The organism is Streptomyces sp. NPDC006435 (assembly GCF_040612315.1).
Classification (GTDB): domain Bacteria; phylum Actinomycetota; class Actinomycetes; order Streptomycetales; family Streptomycetaceae; genus Streptomyces.
In genome coordinates this window covers 42,491-59,865 of sequence record NZ_JBEXPY010000009.1, presented here as the reverse complement: position 1 = coordinate 59,865, position 17,375 = coordinate 42,491, and the positions used below count along the sequence as shown (strand labels likewise).

The window sequence follows — 17,375 nt, the reverse complement described above, 5'->3', positions numbered from 1 at the left end:
GCGGGGCGGCCCCGGAGCCCGTTCGCGTACGCCGGGAGGGTGTACGCATCTGTCGTGAGGGACGCTCTTCCGTGCAGGTGGGCGCCCTTTTTGCACGCTAAATCCCGTCACTCCGTGCCCCGTTTCGCGGCACCGAATGCCAATTTCTTCATATCGAGAAGTTTTGCCCTTCATCCTTTGATCGATCATCGATCGGCGTCCTACAGTTCATTCGCGGGCCCACCGGCCCCATCGCCCTGTCCTGCCAGTCAGGGCCTTCTCCACCCCCCTCCACTCCGGAAGGCGGCGATCATGACCGACCCCGTAGGAAAGCTTCCGAGCGAGCTCGACCAGCTCCCGGACCGTGACCCCGAGGAGACCGCCGAATGGGCGGCCTCCCTGGACGCCGTCACCAAGGCCGCGGGCCCGCACCGCGCCGCGTACCTGATGCGGCGCTCGCTGGAGCATGCCGAGGGCGCCGGTCTCGCGCTGCCCAAGTTGCTGGAGACCGATTACGTCAACTCCATCCCGACCGCCGCCGAGCCCGAGTTCGACGGCGACCTGGAGATGGAGTCCCGGATCACCGCCTGGAACCGCTGGAACGCGGCCGCGATGGTCACCCGCGGCTCCCGCTTCGGCGTCGGCGGCCACATCGCCACCTTCGCCTCGGCGGCCTGGCTGTACGAGACCGGCTTCAACCACTTCTTCCGCGGCAAGGAGGGGGACGGCTCCGGCGACCAGCTCTACATCCAGGGCCACGCCTCCCCCGGCATCTACGCCCGCGCCTTCCTCGACGGCCGGCTGAGCGAGCAGCAGCTCGACAACTTCCGCCAGGAGGCGGGCGGCGACGGCCTGCCGTCCTACCCGCACCCGCGGCGGCTGCCCTGGCTGTGGGAGTTCCCCACCGTGTCGATGGGCCTCGGCCCGCTGTCGGCGATCTACCAGGCGCGCTTCAACCGCTACCTCGCCAACCGCAACATCAAGGACACGTCGAACTCGCACGTCTGGGCCTTCCTCGGCGACGGCGAGATGGACGAGCCCGAGTCGACCGCCGCCCTCGCGCTGGCGGCCCGCGAGGGCCTCGACAACCTGACCTTCGTCATCAACTGCAACCTGCAGCGCCTCGACGGCCCGGTCCGCGCCAACTTCCGCGTGGTCCAGGAGCTGGAGGGCGCGTTCCGCGGGGCGGGCTGGAACGTCGTCAAGACGCTCTGGGGCAGTGCCTGGGACGAGCTGTTCCGGCTGGACACCACCGGTGCGCTGGTCCGTCGGCTCCGGGAGGTCCCGGACGCCCAGTTCCAGACGTACCAGACCCGCGACGTCGCCTACATCCGCGAGCACTTCTTCGGCGCCGAGCCCGCCCTCGTCGAGCTGGCCCGGCTGCTCACCGATGCGAAGATCGCCGAGTGTTTCTACACCTCTCGCGGCGGCCACGAGGCCCGCAAGGTGTACGCGGCGTACCGGGCGGCCCTGTCGCACAAGGGCGCGCCGACCGTGATCCTCGCGCAGACGGTGAAGGGCTTCACGCTCGGCAAGGGCTTCGAGTCCAAGAACGCCAACCACCAGATGAAGAAGCTCTCGGTGGACGAGTTCAAGGACATGCGCGAGCTGCTCGGCCTGCCGATCCCGGACAGCGCGTTCGCCGACGGCCTGGTGCCCTACGGCCACCCGGGCGCGGACTCCCCCGAGGTCCGCTACCTCCAGGAGCGCCGCGCCGCCCTCGGCGGCCCCGCCCCGGCCCGCCGGGTGCACGCGGTGGCGCTGCCCGAGCCGGAGGAGCGCGCGTTCAAGGCCCTGTACAAGGGTTCCGGCAAGCAGGAGATGGCCACCACCATGGCCTTCGTCCGCCTGGTCAAGGACCTGATGCGGGACAAGCAGACCGGCAGGCGCTGGGTGCCCATCGTCCCGGACGAGGCCCGCACCTTCGGCATGGAGTCGCTGTTCCCGTCGGCCGGCATCTACTCGCCGCTGGGCCAGACGTACGAGCCGGTCGACCGCGACCAGCTGATGTACTACAAGGAGGCCAAGGACGGCCAGATCCTCAACGAGGGGATCACCGAGGCCGGGGCCATGGCCGACTTCATCGCCGCCTCGACGTCGTACGCGACGCACGGCGAGACGATGATCCCGTTCTACATCTTCTACTCGATGTTCGGCTGGCAGCGGACCGGCGACCAGATGTGGCAGCTCGCCGACCAGCTCGGCAAGGGCTTCATCGTCGGCGCCACGGCGGGCCGCACGACGCTGACCGGTGAGGGCCTCCAGCACGCGGACGGCCACTCTCAGCTGATCGCGGCCACCAACCCGGCCTCGCTCAACTACGACCCGGCGTTCGCGTACGAGATCGCGGTGATCGTCAAGGACGGTCTGCGCCGGATGTACGGCCCCGAGGCCGAGAACGTCTTCTACTACCTGACGGTCTACAACGAGCCGAAGCCGCAGCCCGCGATGCCGGAGGGCGTCGAGGAGGGCATCGTCAAGGGCCTCTACCGCTTCAAGGAGGGCGTGCCGGCGTCCGCGGACGCGCCGCGCGTGCAGCTGCTGGCCTCCGGCACGGCGATCCACTGGGCCCTGGAGGCACAGGAGTTGCTGTCCTCGGACTGGGGCGTGACGGCCGACGTCTGGTCCGCCACGTCCTGGGGCGAGCTGCGCCGGGAGGCGCTGGAGTGCGACGAGGCGCTGCTCCGCGGCGAGCAGCGGGTGCCGTACGTGACGCAGGTGCTGGAGGGCGCCCCCGGTCCGGTCCTCGCGGTCAGCGACTGGATGCGTCAGGTCCCGGACCAGATCAGCCAGTGGGTGGAGCAGGACTGGTCCTCGCTCGGCACGGACGGCTTCGGTCTGTCGGACACCCGTGACGCGGCCCGCCGCCACTTCGGCGTGGACGCGCGGTCGATCACGGTCGCGGCCCTGGCCCAGCTGGCCCGTCGCGGCGAGATCGGCGCGACCGCGGTCAAGGAGGCCCGGGAGCGCTACGGGCTCTGATCCGTGACGACGCGGTGGCCGGGCACGTCCCGGCCACCGCTTCCCCCTGTCGGCCCGGCCCGGTCACCGGCCCGGTCACCGCTTTGCGCCGTCGGCCCGTTCCGTCCCCGTCTCCGGTCGGGGGCGGGGCGGGCCGACGGCCACAATGGGCCGCATGCGTGCCGCCCGTCTCATCAAAATGGTGCTGCTCCTGCAGTCCCGTCCCGCCATGACCGCCGCCGAACTCGCCCGTGAGCTGGAGGTGTCCGAGCGGACCGTCACCCGGGACGCACAGGCGCTCTCCGAGGCGGGCGTCCCGGTGTACGCGGACCGGGGCCGGGCCGGCGGCTACCGGCTGATCGGCGGCTACCGCACCCGCCTCACCGGCCTCGCCCGCACCGAGGCCGAGGCCCTCTTCCTCTCCGGGCTGCCGTCGGCCCTGCGCGACATGGGGCTGGCGGACGCCGCGTCCGCCGCCCGGCTCAAGGTGTCGGCGGCCCTGCTCCCCTCGTTGCGGGACGCCTCCGACAGCGCCGCCCGGCGCTTCCACCTGGACGCTCCCGGCTGGTACCAGGAGCCGGTCACCCCCGAACTGCTGCCGGTCCTCGCCGAGGCGGTCTGGGACGACCGGCTCGTCCGGGCCCGCTACCGCCGCCGGGACGGCGACGTGGAGCGGGAGATGGCCCCGTACGGCCTCGTGCTGAAGGCGGGGGTCTGGTATCTCTGCGCCCGGGTGGCGGACGACTTCCGGGTGTACCGGATCGACCGGTTCTCGGCCGTCGAGGTGTCGGACGAGCGGTTCGGGCGCGACGAGCGGTTCGACCTGCCGGGCTTCTGGGACGAGCGGGCCGCCCAGTTCGCCCGGTCGCTGCTGCGGGCCGAGGTGACGGTGCGGCTGTCGCCGCAGGGCGTACGCCGACTGCCGTACGCGATGGACCGTTCGGCGGTCCGGGAGGCGCTGGAGGCGGCCGGTCCGGCCGATGCCGAGGGGTGGATCACCGTCACCCTGCCGGTCGAGTCCCTGGAGGTGGCCCATGGCCAACTGCTTTCGCTGGGGCCGGAGTCGGAGGTCCTGGAACCGGCCGCCCTGCGGGACCGTTTCGCCGCGGCGGCCGAGCGGCTGCGCGAGCTCTACCGCTGAAGGCCGTCGGAGGGCCGGGAGGGTCGCCCTCCCCGTGTCCGCGTGCGTCGCCCGCCGCCAGGGCCGATGCTTGACCCGTGATGGACGAGACGGAGTTCTGGGAGATCGTCGACAGCACCCGCGAGGCCGCCGAGGGCGACCCCGAGGACCAGGCCGACCTGCTCGTCGAACGGCTGGTGCGGCTCGATCCCGAGGCGGTGCTGGACTTCGCCAGGCACTTCGAGGCCCGTTACAACCGCGCCTACCGCTGGGACCTGTGGGGCGCCGCCACCGTGCTGCTGGGCGGCGCCGGCGACGACGCCTTCGACTTCTTCCGCTGCTGGCTGATCGGCCAGGGCCGGGAGGTCTTCGAGGGGGCGCTGCACGACCCGGACGCCCTCGCCGGGCTCCTCGACGACTTCGACGAGGAGCTCGACGGGGACGCCGAGGAACTCGGTTACGCCGCCGACGAGGCGTACGAGCAGCTCACCGGCGTGGTCGCCCCGGACCTCGGCCTGCCGCCCCGGGCGTCGGAGCCGGAGGGCACCCCGGTCGACTTCGAGGACGATGCCGCCCTGGCGGAGCGCTTCCCCGCGCTCTGGGAGCGGTTCGGGCCGCGCTGAACGGCCCCGTCACCGCATCCCCTGCCGAACGGGCCCCGTCGCCGCCGACCTCGCTGAACGGGCCCCGTCGCCGCGTCGCGGACGGCGGGGCCGTCGTTCCGTGTTCCGTCAGAAGTGGGTTCCGCCGTCGACCCGGATCTCCGTGCCGGTGATGAACGCGCCGTCCTCGGAACCGAGCATCGCGACGACGCCCGCGACGGTGTCCGGGCTGGCGAAGCCCGCCCCGAGCGCCGGGGCCAGCTTCATGAAGAGCGACATGTCGGCGTCGGCGGGCAGCCCCGGTCCGGTGCCGCTGGTCATGTCGGAGGAGATCGAGCCGGGGGCGACGGCCACGACCCGCAGCCCCTGCTTGCTGTACTCGCTCGCCAGCGCGTGCGTCATGGACTGGATGCCGCCCTTGCTCGCCGCGTACGCCGACATGTAGGGGTGCGCGAAGCTCGCCGAGGTGGACGAGAAGTTCACGACGGCCGGGGCGTCACCGGCCAGCAGGGCCGGTATCGACTCGCGGATCATCAGGAACGTGCCGGTGAGGTTGACCGCGATGATCTTGTTGAAGAACTCCAGCGACGTCTTGTGCGTGTGCTCGGAGCGCAGGATCCCGGCCGCGTTGACCAGGACGTCGAGCCCGCCGAGGGTCTGCACGGCGGAGGCGACGCCCGCCCGGACCGCGGTCTCGTCCGAGATGTCGAGGACCAGGGTCGTCAGGCGTCCGTCGGTGCCGTTCTCCACCGCCGTCGCATGCGTCACCGCCAGCCCCGCCTCGTTGACGTCGGCGGCGACGACCCGGCCGCCCTCGGCGAGTACGCGGCGGACGGTGGCCTGTCCGATGCCGGAGCCACCACCGGTGATGAGTACGCGGCGGCCTTCGTAGCGGTTCATCTCTGATCTCTCCCGATCCGTATGTGCTGTCCGGGACGGCCCCGTGGTCGTCCGGCCGACCACCACCGTACGCCTGGATGGCACGTTTTGCCACAGTGGCATTTCATGCATGCTTTTCGGTCGGCGCGGTGATCACGGGGGTAATCTCCTGTCGGTGAACACCGAGCCGAGCCACCCCTCCCTCACCGAGCGCCGCAGGGCCGCGACCCAGCTGGAGATCGCGCGGGCCGCCGCCGCGCTGTTCGCCGAGCACGGCCCCGACGGCACCACCGCGGAGGACATCGCCCGCCGGGCGGGCGTGGCGCTGCGCACCTTCTACCGGTACTTCCGCTCCAAGCAGGACGCGGTGGGGCCGCTGCTCTCCGGCGGCGCCGAGCGCTGGCGGGCGCTGCTGGAGGCGGCCGCCCCGGGGGCGGCGCCGGCCGCGACCCTGGAGCGGGCGATCGCCGAGGCGCTCCGGGCGCCGGACGCGCACGCCGCCGAGCAGCTCGGCTGGACGCGCGGGCTGCTGCGGGCGGCGGAGGGGGACCCGGCCCTGCGGGCCGTCTGGTACCGGGTCAATCAGGATTCGGAGGAACGGCTGCTGCCGGTGCTGGCCCGGCTGCTGGGCGACGGGGCGGACCCGCTGGAGGTCCGGCTCGCCGCTGCCGCCGCCACGGCCGCGGTGCGGGTGGCGCTGGAGACCTGGGCGCGGACGGACGCGCCGACGAGCGGCCCCGGCTCGCCCGCCGAGCTCGCGGTGCGCTGTCTGCACGAACTCATGGGCGGCATGCGGCTGTTCACGGACCGGCCCGACGAGGACCGGCCGGGAACGGGCGACTGACGAAACCTCACCGGGCGCGGAAGGACCTGCGGGTGACGGGCGACCGGCGGAACGTCACCGGTCGCCGGGGGAACGGAACGTCACCGGTCGAGCGAGCGCCCCATCATGACGTCGTCGACGTAGCGACCGTGCAGGAAGAACTCTCCGGGCAGCACGCCCTCGACGACGAAGCCCTCCGACTCGTACAGGGCACGCGCGGGCGTGTTGTGGCCGAGCACCCGCAGGGTCATCCGGTTCGCCCCCTCGGCGCGCGCCGCCGCGAACGCGGCCCGCAGCAGCCCCCTGGCGACGCCCTTGCCGCGCGCCCGGTCGGCCACGGCGAGGCCCTGTATCTGCCGGACGTGCGTGTTGCAGGCCAGCGGGGTCGGCGGGACCAGCCGGAGGTAGCCGACAGGCCCGGGCCCGTCGGCCGTCTCGGCCACCAGGAAGTCCTCGGGGCGGTGGCGGTCGTCGAAGAAGGGGCTGTACGGCGGTTGCGGCTTCGGGGTCACGGCGTGCAGCGTCGACCAGGTGTCCCGGTCGAGTTCGGCGAGGGCGTCCCCGTCGGAGGAAACCGCGGTGCGGATCGAGAACGGCTCGTTCCCGTGCGTGTACGTGTGGCTCTCGGGCATGCGCGCCACTGTGTCACGCCGTGCCTCGCCCGGTCAGCCCGAATTCCCCGCCCGGCGCACGGCCGCGCGCGGGCCGCGAGGGGTCGCACGGGCGCCTCGGCACGCACGACGGCGCGTGGGCCGTGCAGGGGGCATTGGCCCGGTCGGCGGCGCGTGCCGGAGCCGCTGCGGCAGGATGGAACCATGCTGCACTCCCGTATCGCTGTCACCGGAGCATCCGGACTCATCGGAGCGGCGCTGGTGCGCTCGCTGCGAACCGACGGGCACGAGGTGGTACGCCTCGTGCGGCACCCGGCGAGGGCCGGCGACGAGGTGGAGTGGGACCCCCGGCGCGGTTACGTCGACGTGGCGGGCCTGGTGGGCTGCGACGCCGTCGTCCATCTCGCCGGGGCCGGGGTCGGCGACCGGCGCTGGACCGCCGCGTACAAGCAGGAGATCCGGGACAGCCGGGTGCTCGGGACGGCGGCGATCGCCGAGGCGGTCGCCTCGCTGGACACGCCCCCGAAGGTGCTGCTGTCCGGGTCGGCCATCGGCTACTACGGCGACACCGGGGACCGCGCCGTCGACGAGAGCGCCCCGGCCGGCGAGGGGTTCCTGCCGTCCGTCTGCGTGGAGTGGGAGGCGGCCACGGCCGCCGCCCAGGAGGCGGGCGTGCGGACCGTGCACGCGCGCACCGGTCTGGTCGTCGGCCGCGAGGGCGGGGCCTGGGGCCGGCTCTTCCCGCTGTTCCGGGCGGGGCTCGGCGGCCGGCTGGGCAACGGGCGCCAGTACTGGAGCTTCATCTCGCTGCACGACGAGGTCGCGGCCCTGCGCCACATCCTGGACACCGAGTCGCTGTCGGGTCCGGTGAACCTGACCGGGCCCGATCCGGTCACCAACGGCGAGGTGACGGCCGCGATGGGACGGGTGCTGCACCGCCCCACGCTCTTCACCGCGCCCGCCCCGGCGCTGCGGATCGTCCTGGGCGACTTCGCCGAGGACGTGCTGGGCAGTCAGCGGGTGCTGCCCGGACGGTTGTTGGACTCGGGCTTCGTGTTCGCCTTCCCCGGCATCGACTCGGCGATCCGCGCGGCACTGCGCTGAACGCGCCGGTGCGGGCGCCGTGCCGAGCGCATCGGGCCCTGTTCCCGGCACACCGGCGGCGCGCCGGGAACGCACCGGCGCACGCCGGACCGCGCACCCCGCGCGTCCCCGGACCGCGCAGCTCGCGCCGAATCGGACACGGATGCGACCCCGTGCAACGGTGCCCCTGGCGCGCGCGACTGCGACCCCGTCGGCGGCGCTCCTAGCCTCCTAGCGAACTCGGGCATTCCGGGGGCCTGTCGGGGGCAAGAGCCTCCCAGTAGTTGCGCCGACTCGGGGAGGGGCACGTGCTCAGCTCGGCACATCACGCGGACGTCGTCATCATCGGGGCCGGGATCGCCGGCCTGTCAGCAGCCCACCGCCTGACCGGCGCGGGGGTGAGTGTCAGCGTTCTGGAGGCCGGCCCCCGGGTCGGCGGCCGGATGACCACGGCCGAGCTGGACGGCTTCCGGCTCGACCACATCGGGCCGCTCCTCAGCACCTCCTGCCCGGAGCTGCGCATGACGCCCGGCCTGGAGGGGCTGGCGCTGCGCACCTTCGCCCCGGGGGTCCTCGTCCACAGCGAGGGACGCCAGTACCGGACCGGCGACGCACGGGGCGCACGGGGCGCATTCAAGGCGGCGCGCGCCCTCGCAAGCGCCCCCAGGCCGCCGATGGGCGGGCCGATCGACCAGGCCCGGCTGGGCGCCGCGCTGTCCCGGCTCGCCGCCACACCGACCGCCCGCATCCTCGCCCGGCCCGAACAGACGGCGCTCGCCGCCCTGTCCCACCGCGGCCTGCCCTCCCGCACGGTCGACGGCTTCCTCCGCCCGCTGCTCTCCGCGCTGCTCGGCGACCCCGGTCTCAGCACGTCCAGCCGGTGCGCCGATCTCGTCCTGCGCGGCTACGCGCGCGGCCGGCTGTGCGTGCCGGAGGGCGGCTCGGGCACGCTGCCCGATCTGCTCGCGGCCTCGTTGCCCCCCGGCACGGTGCGTACGGGCGTGCATGTCACGGCCGCCGACATCACCTCGGTCCGCACCAAGGAGCACGGCGAACTGGGCTGCCGTTCCCTGCTGCTGGCGACCGGCGCCGGGGCCGCCGCCGAACTGCTGCCGGGGCTGCGGATGCCGTCCTTCCATCCGGTGACGGTCCTTCACCACACCGCCCCCGTCGCCCCGCCGACCGGCTCCTCGCTGCTGCTGGACGCCGACCGCTCGGGGCCGGTCGCGCACACCGCGGTGATGAGCGCGGTCGATCCCTCGCGCGCGCCGCGCGGCCGGACGCTGATCAGCTCGACGGTGCTCGGCACCCCGCCGTCGGACCTGGACCGCACGGTCCGCGCCCATCTCTCCGCGCTGTACGGCACGCCCACCGACGACTGGGAGCTGCTGGCCTCCCACCACGACCCCGAGGCGATACCCGCGATGCCGGCCCCGCACGACCCGCGCCGCCCGGTCCGGCTGCTCTCCGGCCTGTACGTGTGCGGCGACCACCGCGACACCAGTTCGGTCCAGGGCGCGCTGGTCTCGGGCCGCCGCGCGGCCGACGCGATCCTCACCGACCTGGGCGTACGGCCGGGGCGCGGCAACGGGACGGGGCTGCCCGAGGCCGCGTAGCGGGGGCCGCCGAGCGGCCCGGGGCGCGTCCGGCGGTACCGGCGTCCGCCCGCGGGGCGCGGTGCCGGACCCCGGCACCGCCGGGTCTCATCCCAGCGCGGCGACCCGCTCGCGGTAGTTCCGCACGGCGGCCGCGTCCCGGTACGGCTCCAGGCGGCGCTCGAAGTCCCGTACGTACTCCGTCGCCCGCACCGAGCGCATCTCCGCGGCCTGCTGGGCGGCCTCGGCACCGAGCGCGCACGCCTGGTCCAGTTCGCCGAGCCCGAGCCGGGCGGAGGCCAGCACCACCCGGCAGAACAGCCGGCTGCGGGCGTACGCCGGGGAGCGCAGCTGGAGCGAGCGCTCCGCGTGCTGGGCCGCGGCCCGGTGCTGCTGCAGGTCGCGGTGGCAGTGGCCGAACTCGTCGGCGAGCTGGGCCTCGTCGAAGTACCGGGCCCAGTGCGGCACCTCGTCCCCGGGGCGGGCGGTCTCCAGCGCGTGTTCCGCCCTCGCCAGCGAGGTGGTGCAGGCCCTGGCCTCGCCGAGCACGCCGTGGGCGCGCGCCTCGACGGCGTGCAGCAGGGCCTGGACTACGGGCGGCGCCGAGGAGCCGATGCCCTGCTGGGCCACCCGGGCCAGCTGCACGGCCTCCCTGCCGTGTCCGAGGTAGACCGCCTGCCGGCTCATGGTCATCAGGACGTAGCTGCCGTACGCGCGGTCGCCCGCGGCCTGGGCGAGCCGCAGGGCCTGGACGAAGTACCGCTGGGCCAGGCCGTGGGCCGCGATGTCGTAGGAGGTCCAGCCGGCCAGCCGGGTCAGGTCGGCGGCGGCGGAGAAGAGCCGGCGCCCGGTGGCCTCCCCGTACGTGCCGCGGAGCATCGGCTCCGCCTCGTGCTCCAGGTAGCGGACGAGTGCCTGCCGGGCGTGGCCGCCGCCGTAGGTGTTGTCGAGGGCTCGGAAGAGCTCGCCGACCGAGCGCAGGGCGGCCACGTCGCCGCCGCTGACCCGCTGGCCGGGGCCGCGTTCGGTCCGCTGACGGGGGACGCCGTGGCCGTCCGGCAGGCCGGTGACCGCCGGGGGCACGGGCGCCCCGGGGGGTGTGGACGGGCCGGAGGGCCGGGAGGGCACGGGTCCGCGGGGTCCGCCCCGGCCGGGTCCGGGTGCCGTGGCCCCGCCGGGTCCGGGCATCCCGTACGTCCCGCGCGCCCCCGGCACCCCGCGTGCGCCCGCAAGGCCGCCGGGGCGGACGGAGCCGCCCGGCTCGGCGGTTCCCACCGCCCCGGCCGTCCCGCGGACGGCACCGGTCCCGTCGTGCGCCGGGGGCGCGGGTTCGCCGCCCCGCCCCACCCATTCGTCGGCCCGTCCGATCAGCCAGTCCCTGCTGGGCACGACGAGTCCGGCGGGAGTGAAGGCGATCTTGCGCAGTTCCGCGTTGCTGCCCGAGTCCTTGCGCCACAGCCCGCTGACGATGTCGACCGCCTCCGCGGGCGTGGCCGCGAACTCCAGGCCGGCGTAGACCGGGGCGCACGCGTCGAGGCCCAGGTCCTGTGCGGAGAGGCGGCGGCCGAGCCGCCGGGTGAAGACCTCGGCGATCAGCGCGGGGGTGGTGCCGCGGGGCTGCTGGCCGCGCAGCCAGCGGGTCACGGAAGTTTTGTCGTACCGCAGGTCGAGGCCGTGTTCGAGGCCGAGTTGGTCCACCCTGCGGGCGAGGCCGGCGTTGGAGAAACCGGCCTCGGTGATGAGCGAGGCGAGTCGGCGGTTGGGGGTGCGCTGCGGAGGTCGTTCCGACATCAGCTGTACGGTCTCCTGCCTTCGGGGCCGGTCGGCCAGCCCTTATGGAACGGCGCGAATTTAGCGGCCTCCGTGCCCGTCACAGCTACCTTCGCTTCACTTTCATCCGATCGTGTGAGGATTGAGGGCGGCGCTGACGGGTAAGACCTGCCGGGCCGCCGCCCCGGGGCCGGTCGTACAGTGGCCGGGGGCGTGATCCAGTGCATGGTGGCGCGGTTCCGGGCACCTCCCGGCTCCCGGCACCGCTAGTAGGAGGGCATCTGTCGTGGCTGAGCTTCGGTTCGTCCGGCTGGGATTCGGCGAGGAAGCCGTCGACTACCAGGAGGCCTGGCAGAAGCAGCGCGAGGTGCACGCGGCCAGATTCGAGGACACCGTCCCGGACACCTGTCTGCTGCTGGAACACCCGCCCGTGTACACGGCCGGGCGACGCACGACCGACAGCGAGCGTCCGCTGGACGGCACCCCGGTCATCGACGTGGACCGCGGCGGCAAGATCACCTGGCACGGTCCCGGGCAGCTGGTCGGCTACCCGATCCAGAAGCTGCCCCGCCCGGTGGACGTGGTCGCGCACGTACGCCGGCTGGAGGACGCGCTGATCCGCACCGCGGCCGAGTTCGGCGTGGAGACCACCCGGGTCGAGGGCCGCAGCGGCGTCTGGGTGCTCGGCGACCCGGTCGAGGACCGTCCGTCGCTCGGCGGTCTCTCGCTCGACTTCGACCCCCGGCTCCAGGACGAGGAGTTCGACGCGCGGCTGAACGGCCCCGAGTACGCCCCGTCCAACGCCGGCCAGCGCCGCGAGGACCGCAAGCTGGCGGCGATCGGCATCCGGGTGGCCAAGGGCGTGACCATGCACGGCTTCTCGTTCAACGTGAACCCGGACAACACCTGGTTCGACCGGATCGTGCCGTGCGGCATCCGGGACGCGGGCGTCACCTCGCTCGCGTACGAGCTGGGCCGCGACGTCACCATCGCGGAGGTGCTCCCGGTCGTCGAGAAGCACCTCCGGGACGTCCTGGAGAACGCGCATCTGGCGCCGCGCGTCGTCGGACGACCGGCGGATGCCGTGGCCACGGCATGACACTCTGGAGGGCCGACGGGGAATAGGACCTGTCGGCCACAGGTTGGCCAGACGTAAAGCCGTCTGAACCACGGGCGTACCCTGGTGTTCGCCGAAGAATCCAATGCAGTGAAAGCAAAGGGGAGTGCCGGAGTGTCCGCTGTCGCACCCGACGGACGCAAGATGCTTCGCCTGGAGGTCCGGAACAGCCAGACCCCCATCGAGCGCAAGCCCGAGTGGATCAAGACCCGGGCGAAGATGGGCCCCGAGTACAACCAGTTGCAGAAGCTCGTGAAGAGCGAGGGTCTGCACACGGTGTGCCAGGAGGCCGGCTGCCCCAACATCTTCGAATGCTGGGAGGACCGCGAGGCCACCTTCCTCATCGGCGGTGACCAGTGCACCCGGCGCTGCGACTTCTGCCAGATCGACACGGGCAAGCCGCAGGCCCTGGACCGGGACGAGCCCCGCAGGGTCGGCGAGTCCGTCGTCACGATGGACCTGAACTACGCCACCATCACCGGCGTCGCGCGCGACGACCTGGAGGACGGCGGCGCCTGGCTGTACGCGGAGACCGTGCGCCAGATCCACGCGCTGACCGCCGACCGGGAGGCCGGCCGCACCAAGGTCGAGCTGCTGATCCCCGACTTCAACGCGGTCCCCGAGCAGCTCGCCGAGGTCTTCTCCGCGCGCCCCGAGGTGCTCGCGCACAACGTGGAGACGGTGCCGCGGATCTTCAAGCGGATCCGCCCCGGCTTCCGCTACGAGCGCTCCCTGGAGGTCATCACGCGGGCCCGCGAGGCCGGGCTGGTGACCAAGTCGAACCTGATCCTCGGCATGGGCGAGACCCGCGAGGAGGTCAGCGAGGCGCTCCGGGACCTGCACGACGCGGGGTGCGAGCTGATCACGATCACGCAGTACCTGCGCCCCTCCGTGCGGCACCACCCGGTCGAGCGCTGGGTGAAGCCGCAGGAGTTCGTGGAGCTGAAGGACGAGGCCGACGAGATCGGCTACTCCGGCGTGATGTCCGGGCCGCTGGTCCGTTCCTCGTACCGCGCCGGGCGCCTCTTCCAGCAGGCGATCGAGCGCCGGGACGCCGCCGCCGCGGCGCCCGCCGTGTGAATCCGAGCACAAGAAGCTACTGAGCAGTAATGGATGGTCCGACGCGGCCCCTACGCTCTCCGCAGGTCGGAGGCGCGTATGGGCCGCGTCGGCGTGCGCGGCGCCCGGATCAAGGTTTCATTGGTGTTTGACCGACCGGTCATGCGCTGGTAACACCGAGCAATGACGCTGGGTGCACACGGGCGCAGTGGCTCGCGGTGGCCGTCCGGCCGCCACCGGCCCTGTCCCCGTGCCCCGCGCCCGCCACCCATTTCGCGCAACGCAGTCCCGGGCACGTTCGCACCGGGCAGCTGAGTCCACGCAACTCAGTCCGCACATCCGCTCCGAGGAGATTTCCACGATGCAGGCCGTGCCGGTACGCGCCACCGCCATCCCTTCCGTCACCGATGCCCTCCGCGCCGTCGAGTCGCTGCTCCTGAGCGGCGGCCAGCGCACCGCCCGCCGCAACGCCTGGAACGCGGTCGTGGAGGACCGGCGCCGGGCCAAGGACAGGGTCGAGACCGAGTACGTACTGGAGGCCGCGGCCGACCACCGTTCCTAGGCCACGTAAACTTCTGTGCATGGCGAGGAAGGCAAACACTGAAGGCGCGGACAGCGCCGAGAACGCGGGGCGGCTCAAGCAGATCGCCCTGACCTACAAGATGGCCAAAAGGACCGATCCCAAGGTCGGTCTCGTCGTCGCGGGCGTGGGAATCGTCACCTTCGGTGTCCTTCTCGGGGTCGGCTTCCTGATCGGCCACCCGATCTACCTGGGCATCCTGGGCTTCGTGCTGGCCCTCCTCGCAATGGCGATCGTCTTCGGACGGCGTGCCGAGCGTGCCGCCTTCGGGCAGATGGAGGGGCAGCCGGGCGCCGCCGCGGCCGTGCTGGACCGGGTGGGACGCGGCTGGACCACGACCCCGGCGGTCGCGATGAACCGCAACCAGGACGTCATCCACCGCGCCGTCGGCAAGGCGGGCATCGTGCTGGTCGGCGAGGGCAACCCGAACCGGGTGAAGGCTCTGCTCGCGGCCGAGAAGAAGAAGATGTCGCGCATCGTGGTCGACGTACCGGTGCACGACATCATCGTCGGCAACGACGAGGGCCAGGTGCCGCTGAAGAAGGTGCGCACCAAGATGCTGAAGCTGCCGCGCGTCCTGACCGGCCCGCAGGTGACGGCCGCCAACGACCGGCTGCGCGCGATGGGCGACCTGATGAGCAACATGCCCCTGCCGAAGGGCCCCATGCCCAAGGGCATGCGGATGCCGCGGGGCAAGATGCGCTGACGTCTCGAGAACGTCGAAGGGCGGGGCGCGAACCGGTTCGGTTCGCGCCCCGCCCTTCGTGTACGTACGCTTTCGGCAGTGCCGGTGCCCCGGGCGTGTCCCGGGCCCTCCCGGCGCCGGACGCCCGCAGGACCGCCCCGGGTGTCCCGAACCGCTTCGGACGGGATGCCCCGGATGCCGTCGGACACCTCGGACGCCCCTGGCGCCTCTGCGGCCTCGAACGCGCCCGGCGCCTCGGAGCCGCCGAATGTCTCGGATGCGGACCTGGACCGCGCGGGCCGGCCGGATGCCTCAGATGCGGACCTGGACGGCGCGGGCCAGCCGGTCGTGCAGCCCGCGGCCGTCGCGGTCCCACACCAGGGCCGGGATCACCAGGCACAGCAGCACGCTGCGGACGACGGCCCACCCGAACGGCAGCCGGCCGCCGTTCTCCGCGATGACCCTGATGCCCAGGATGCGCTTGCCGGGGGTGCAACCGATGGTCCCGACGGTGAGCACGCTCAGTACGAGGAAGATGCCCAGGGCCCAGTTCCCGGCCGCCTGCTGGTCACCGCGAGCGAACAGCCCGTATGCGATCAGCATGCACAGGGCCCAGTCGATGAAGATCGCGCCGAAACGCCGGCCGAGCGGCGCGACGGAGCCCGGCCCCTGCTCGGGCAGGCCCAGCCGTTTGCCCCGGTGGCCGAAGTCGGCCCCCATCTCCTCGGCGGCCGCGCGCGGCCCGGAGAGCCACGATCCGATTGCTTGCCTGTTGTCCACCCGAACACGGTACTGCGCCCGCATTCTCCCCCGGCCCGGCGGGTACCGCGCAGGGCCCGGAAGGGCCGGGAAAGGCCCTGGGGAACGGCGGGGGGAGGGAGGGGAGGAACGGTCGGGGCGACGCCTCCATTACCGGCCATGAGGCGCCGGTCACACCCGGCCCGGTTAACTTCTGCGAAACAAATGGGTCATGCTTGAGAAATCCGGTCTGCCTATGGTCAGGTCCAGCGTGTGCCACCGCACTGGCCCCACCACGAGCTGCAACCCCGTCCCTCCCGGGCCGGGAGTAGGAGGAGTTGGATGTTCCAGAACGCCGACGACGCGAAGAAGTACATCGCCGAAAATGACGTCAAGTTCGTCGACGTCCGGTTCTGTGACCTGCCCGGTGTGATGCAGCACGTCACCGTCCCGGCGGCGACCTTCGACCCGAACGAAGAGCTTGCCTTCGACGGCTCGTCGATCCGCGGTTTCCAGGCCATCCACGAGTCCGACATGTCCCTGCGCGCGGACCTGTCGACCGCCCGTGTCGACCCCTTCCGCCGCGACAAGACCCTCAACATCAACTTCTTCATCCACGACCCGATCACCGGCGAGCAGTACAGCCGCGACCCGCGGAACGTGGCGAAGAAGGCCGAGGCGTACCTCGCCTCCACCGGCATCGCCGACACCGCGTACTTCGGTCCCGAGGCCGAGTTCTACGTCTTCGACAGCGTCCGCTTCCAGACGTCGGCGAACGAGAGCTTCTACCACATCGACTCCGAGGCCGGCGCCTGGAACACCGGTGCGCTCGAGGACAACCGCGGTTACAAGGTCCGCTACAAGGGCGGTTACTTCCCGGTCCCGCCGGTCGACCACTTCGCCGACCTGCGCGCCGAGATGTCCCTGGAGCTGGAGAAGAGCGGCCTGCAGATCGAGCGCCAGCACCACGAGGTCGGCACCGCCGGCCAGGCCGAGATCAACTACAAGTTCAACACGCTGCTCGCCGCCGCCGACGACCTGATGCTCTTCAAGTACATCGTGAAGAACGTCGCCTGGCGCAACGGCAAGACCGCGACCTTCATGCCGAAGCCGATCTTCGGCGACAACGGCTCGGGCATGCACGTCCACCAGTCCCTGTGGTCCGGCGGCACCCCGCTGTTCTACGACGAGCAGGGCTACGCGGGCCTCTCGGACACCGCCCGCTACTACATCGGCGGCATCCTCAAGCACGCCCCGTCGCTGCTGGCGTTCACCAACCCGACGGTGAACTCCTACCACCGCCTGGTCCCGGGCTTCGAGGCCCCGGTCAACATGGTGTACTCGCAGCGCAACCGTTCCGCCGCGATGCGCATCCCGATCACGGGCTCCAACCCGAAGGCCAAGCGCGTCGAGTTCCGCGCCCCGGACCCGTCGTCCAACCCGTACCTCGCCTTCTCCGCGCTGCTGATGGCGGGCCTGGACGGCATCAAGAACAAGATCGAGCCCGCGGAGCCGATCGACAAGGACCTCTACGAGCTGGCTCCCGAGGAGCATGCGAACGTCCAGCAGGTCCCGACCTCCCTCCCGGCCGTCCTGGACGCGCTGGAGGCGGACAACGAGTACCTGCAGGCCGGTGGCGTCTTCACGTCCGACCTGATCGAGACGTGGATCGACTACAAGCGCACCAACGAGATCGCCCCGATCCAGCTGCGCCCGCACCCGCACGAGTTCGAGCTCTACTTCGACCTCTAGACCGCGAGGTCGGGTGATCCG

15 protein-coding genes are annotated in these 17,375 nt (G+C 72.4%); 11 read left to right on the top strand and 4 right to left on the bottom strand.

Annotated features, from left to right (window positions below; translation table 11 throughout):
- Positions 1–291 precede the first annotated feature (291 nt).
- The 3 genes from aceE to ABZZ04_RS12515 all read left to right on the top strand — a co-directional run bounded on the left by aceE (position 292) and on the right by ABZZ04_RS12515 (position 4,683).
- Complete coding sequence (aceE, locus tag ABZZ04_RS12525) at positions 292–2,961, top strand: pyruvate dehydrogenase (acetyl-transferring), homodimeric type (protein WP_356932168.1); 2,670 nt, start codon at positions 292–294, stop codon at positions 2,959–2,961.
- Positions 2,962–3,115: 154 nt separating this feature from the next.
- Positions 3,116–4,081 carry a WYL domain-containing protein gene (locus tag ABZZ04_RS12520; protein ID WP_356932167.1) on the top strand — a complete coding sequence of 322 codons (966 nt, stop codon included), beginning with the start codon at positions 3,116–3,118 and terminating at the stop codon, positions 4,079–4,081.
- An 80-nt stretch (positions 4,082–4,161) separates the two neighbouring features.
- Positions 4,162–4,683 (top strand): DUF4240 domain-containing protein, encoded by a 522-nt coding sequence (locus ABZZ04_RS12515; RefSeq protein ID WP_356932281.1) that lies wholly within the window; start codon positions 4,162–4,164, stop codon positions 4,681–4,683.
- A 108-nt stretch (positions 4,684–4,791) separates the two neighbouring features.
- Here the strand turns inward: ABZZ04_RS12515 and ABZZ04_RS12510 are convergent, their stop codons facing one another.
- Positions 4,792–5,562: an SDR family oxidoreductase gene (locus ABZZ04_RS12510; protein ID WP_356932166.1), complete on the bottom strand. Its 771-nt coding sequence runs from the start codon at positions 5,560–5,562 to the stop codon at positions 4,792–4,794.
- Positions 5,563–5,716: 154 nt separating this feature from the next.
- Between ABZZ04_RS12510 and ABZZ04_RS12505 the strand changes: the two genes are divergently transcribed.
- Positions 5,717–6,385 carry a helix-turn-helix domain-containing protein gene (locus tag ABZZ04_RS12505; protein WP_356932165.1) on the top strand — a complete coding sequence of 223 codons (669 nt, stop codon included), beginning with the start codon at positions 5,717–5,719 and terminating at the stop codon, positions 6,383–6,385.
- Between the two features lie 80 nt (positions 6,386–6,465).
- Here the strand turns inward: ABZZ04_RS12505 and ABZZ04_RS12500 are convergent, their stop codons facing one another.
- A complete protein-coding gene (locus tag ABZZ04_RS12500) occupies positions 6,466–6,996 on the bottom strand; it encodes a GNAT family N-acetyltransferase (protein ID WP_356932164.1) in 531 nt (176 codons plus the stop codon).
- A gap of 183 nt (positions 6,997–7,179) precedes the next feature.
- On the opposite strand from ABZZ04_RS12500, the gene ABZZ04_RS12495 reads away from it, so the two are divergent.
- Together ABZZ04_RS12495 and ABZZ04_RS12490 are read left to right on the top strand one after the other, a co-directional pair.
- Positions 7,180–8,079, top strand: coding sequence for a TIGR01777 family oxidoreductase (locus tag ABZZ04_RS12495; RefSeq protein WP_356932163.1), 900 nt, complete (start codon positions 7,180–7,182; stop codon positions 8,077–8,079).
- A 287-nt stretch (positions 8,080–8,366) separates the two neighbouring features.
- Positions 8,367–9,674: an NAD(P)/FAD-dependent oxidoreductase gene (locus ABZZ04_RS12490; RefSeq protein ID WP_356932162.1), complete on the top strand. Its 1,308-nt coding sequence runs from the start codon at positions 8,367–8,369 to the stop codon at positions 9,672–9,674.
- An 87-nt stretch (positions 9,675–9,761) separates the two neighbouring features.
- On the opposite strand, the gene ABZZ04_RS12485 is transcribed toward ABZZ04_RS12490, so the two are convergent.
- Positions 9,762–11,444, bottom strand: coding sequence for a regulator (locus ABZZ04_RS12485; RefSeq protein WP_356932161.1), 1,683 nt, complete (start codon positions 11,442–11,444; stop codon positions 9,762–9,764).
- A gap of 265 nt (positions 11,445–11,709) precedes the next feature.
- Between ABZZ04_RS12485 and lipB the strand changes: the two genes are divergently transcribed.
- From lipB to ABZZ04_RS12465, 4 genes are all read left to right on the top strand, one after another.
- Positions 11,710–12,522, top strand: a complete 813-nt coding sequence (lipB, locus tag ABZZ04_RS12480; protein WP_356932160.1) for a lipoyl(octanoyl) transferase LipB — start codon at positions 11,710–11,712, stop codon at positions 12,520–12,522.
- A 132-nt stretch (positions 12,523–12,654) separates the two neighbouring features.
- Positions 12,655–13,620 carry a lipoyl synthase gene (lipA, locus tag ABZZ04_RS12475; RefSeq protein ID WP_356932159.1) on the top strand — a complete coding sequence of 322 codons (966 nt, stop codon included), beginning with the start codon at positions 12,655–12,657 and terminating at the stop codon, positions 13,618–13,620.
- A gap of 340 nt (positions 13,621–13,960) precedes the next feature.
- Complete coding sequence (locus ABZZ04_RS12470) at positions 13,961–14,161, top strand: hypothetical protein (RefSeq protein WP_356932158.1); 201 nt, start codon at positions 13,961–13,963, stop codon at positions 14,159–14,161.
- A 19-nt stretch (positions 14,162–14,180) separates the two neighbouring features.
- Positions 14,181–14,885: a DUF4191 domain-containing protein gene (locus ABZZ04_RS12465; protein WP_356932157.1), complete on the top strand. Its 705-nt coding sequence runs from the start codon at positions 14,181–14,183 to the stop codon at positions 14,883–14,885.
- A 291-nt stretch (positions 14,886–15,176) separates the two neighbouring features.
- Here the strand turns inward: ABZZ04_RS12465 and ABZZ04_RS12460 are convergent, their stop codons facing one another.
- Entirely contained in the window at positions 15,177–15,644 is a 468-nt protein-coding gene (locus ABZZ04_RS12460; RefSeq protein ID WP_356932156.1) for an RDD family protein, read from the bottom strand.
- A gap of 300 nt (positions 15,645–15,944) precedes the next feature.
- Here ABZZ04_RS12460 and glnA point away from each other — a divergent pair, with 300 nt between their 5' ends.
- Complete coding sequence (glnA, locus tag ABZZ04_RS12455; RefSeq protein WP_356932155.1) at positions 15,945–17,354, top strand: type I glutamate--ammonia ligase; 1,410 nt, start codon at positions 15,945–15,947, stop codon at positions 17,352–17,354.
- The last annotated feature ends 21 nt before the right edge of the window (positions 17,355–17,375 follow it).

Excerpts from the sequence above, each read along its gene's own strand:
- ABZZ04_RS12510 (WP_356932166.1), bottom strand. The coding sequence starts at position 5,562 with ATGAACCGCTACGAAGGCCGCCGCGTACTCATCACCGGTGGTGGCTCC.
- ABZZ04_RS12500 (WP_356932164.1), bottom strand. The coding sequence starts at position 6,996 with ATGCCCGAGAGCCACACGTACACGCACGGGAACGAGCCGTTCTCGATC.
- ABZZ04_RS12520 (WP_356932167.1), top strand. The coding sequence starts at position 3,116 with ATGCGTGCCGCCCGTCTCATCAAAATGGTGCTGCTCCTGCAGTCCCGT.
- ABZZ04_RS12470 (WP_356932158.1), top strand. The coding sequence starts at position 13,961 with ATGCAGGCCGTGCCGGTACGCGCCACCGCCATCCCTTCCGTCACCGAT.
- glnA (WP_356932155.1), top strand. The coding sequence starts at position 15,945 with ATGTTCCAGAACGCCGACGACGCGAAGAAGTACATCGCCGAAAATGAC.
- ABZZ04_RS12495 (WP_356932163.1), top strand. The coding sequence starts at position 7,180 with ATGCTGCACTCCCGTATCGCTGTCACCGGAGCATCCGGACTCATCGGA.
- aceE (WP_356932168.1), top strand. The coding sequence starts at position 292 with ATGACCGACCCCGTAGGAAAGCTTCCGAGCGAGCTCGACCAGCTCCCG.
- ABZZ04_RS12485 (WP_356932161.1), bottom strand. The coding sequence starts at position 11,444 with ATGTCGGAACGACCTCCGCAGCGCACCCCCAACCGCCGACTCGCCTCG.
- ABZZ04_RS12465 (WP_356932157.1), top strand. The coding sequence starts at position 14,181 with ATGGCGAGGAAGGCAAACACTGAAGGCGCGGACAGCGCCGAGAACGCG.
- ABZZ04_RS12515 (WP_356932281.1), top strand. The coding sequence starts at position 4,162 with ATGGACGAGACGGAGTTCTGGGAGATCGTCGACAGCACCCGCGAGGCC.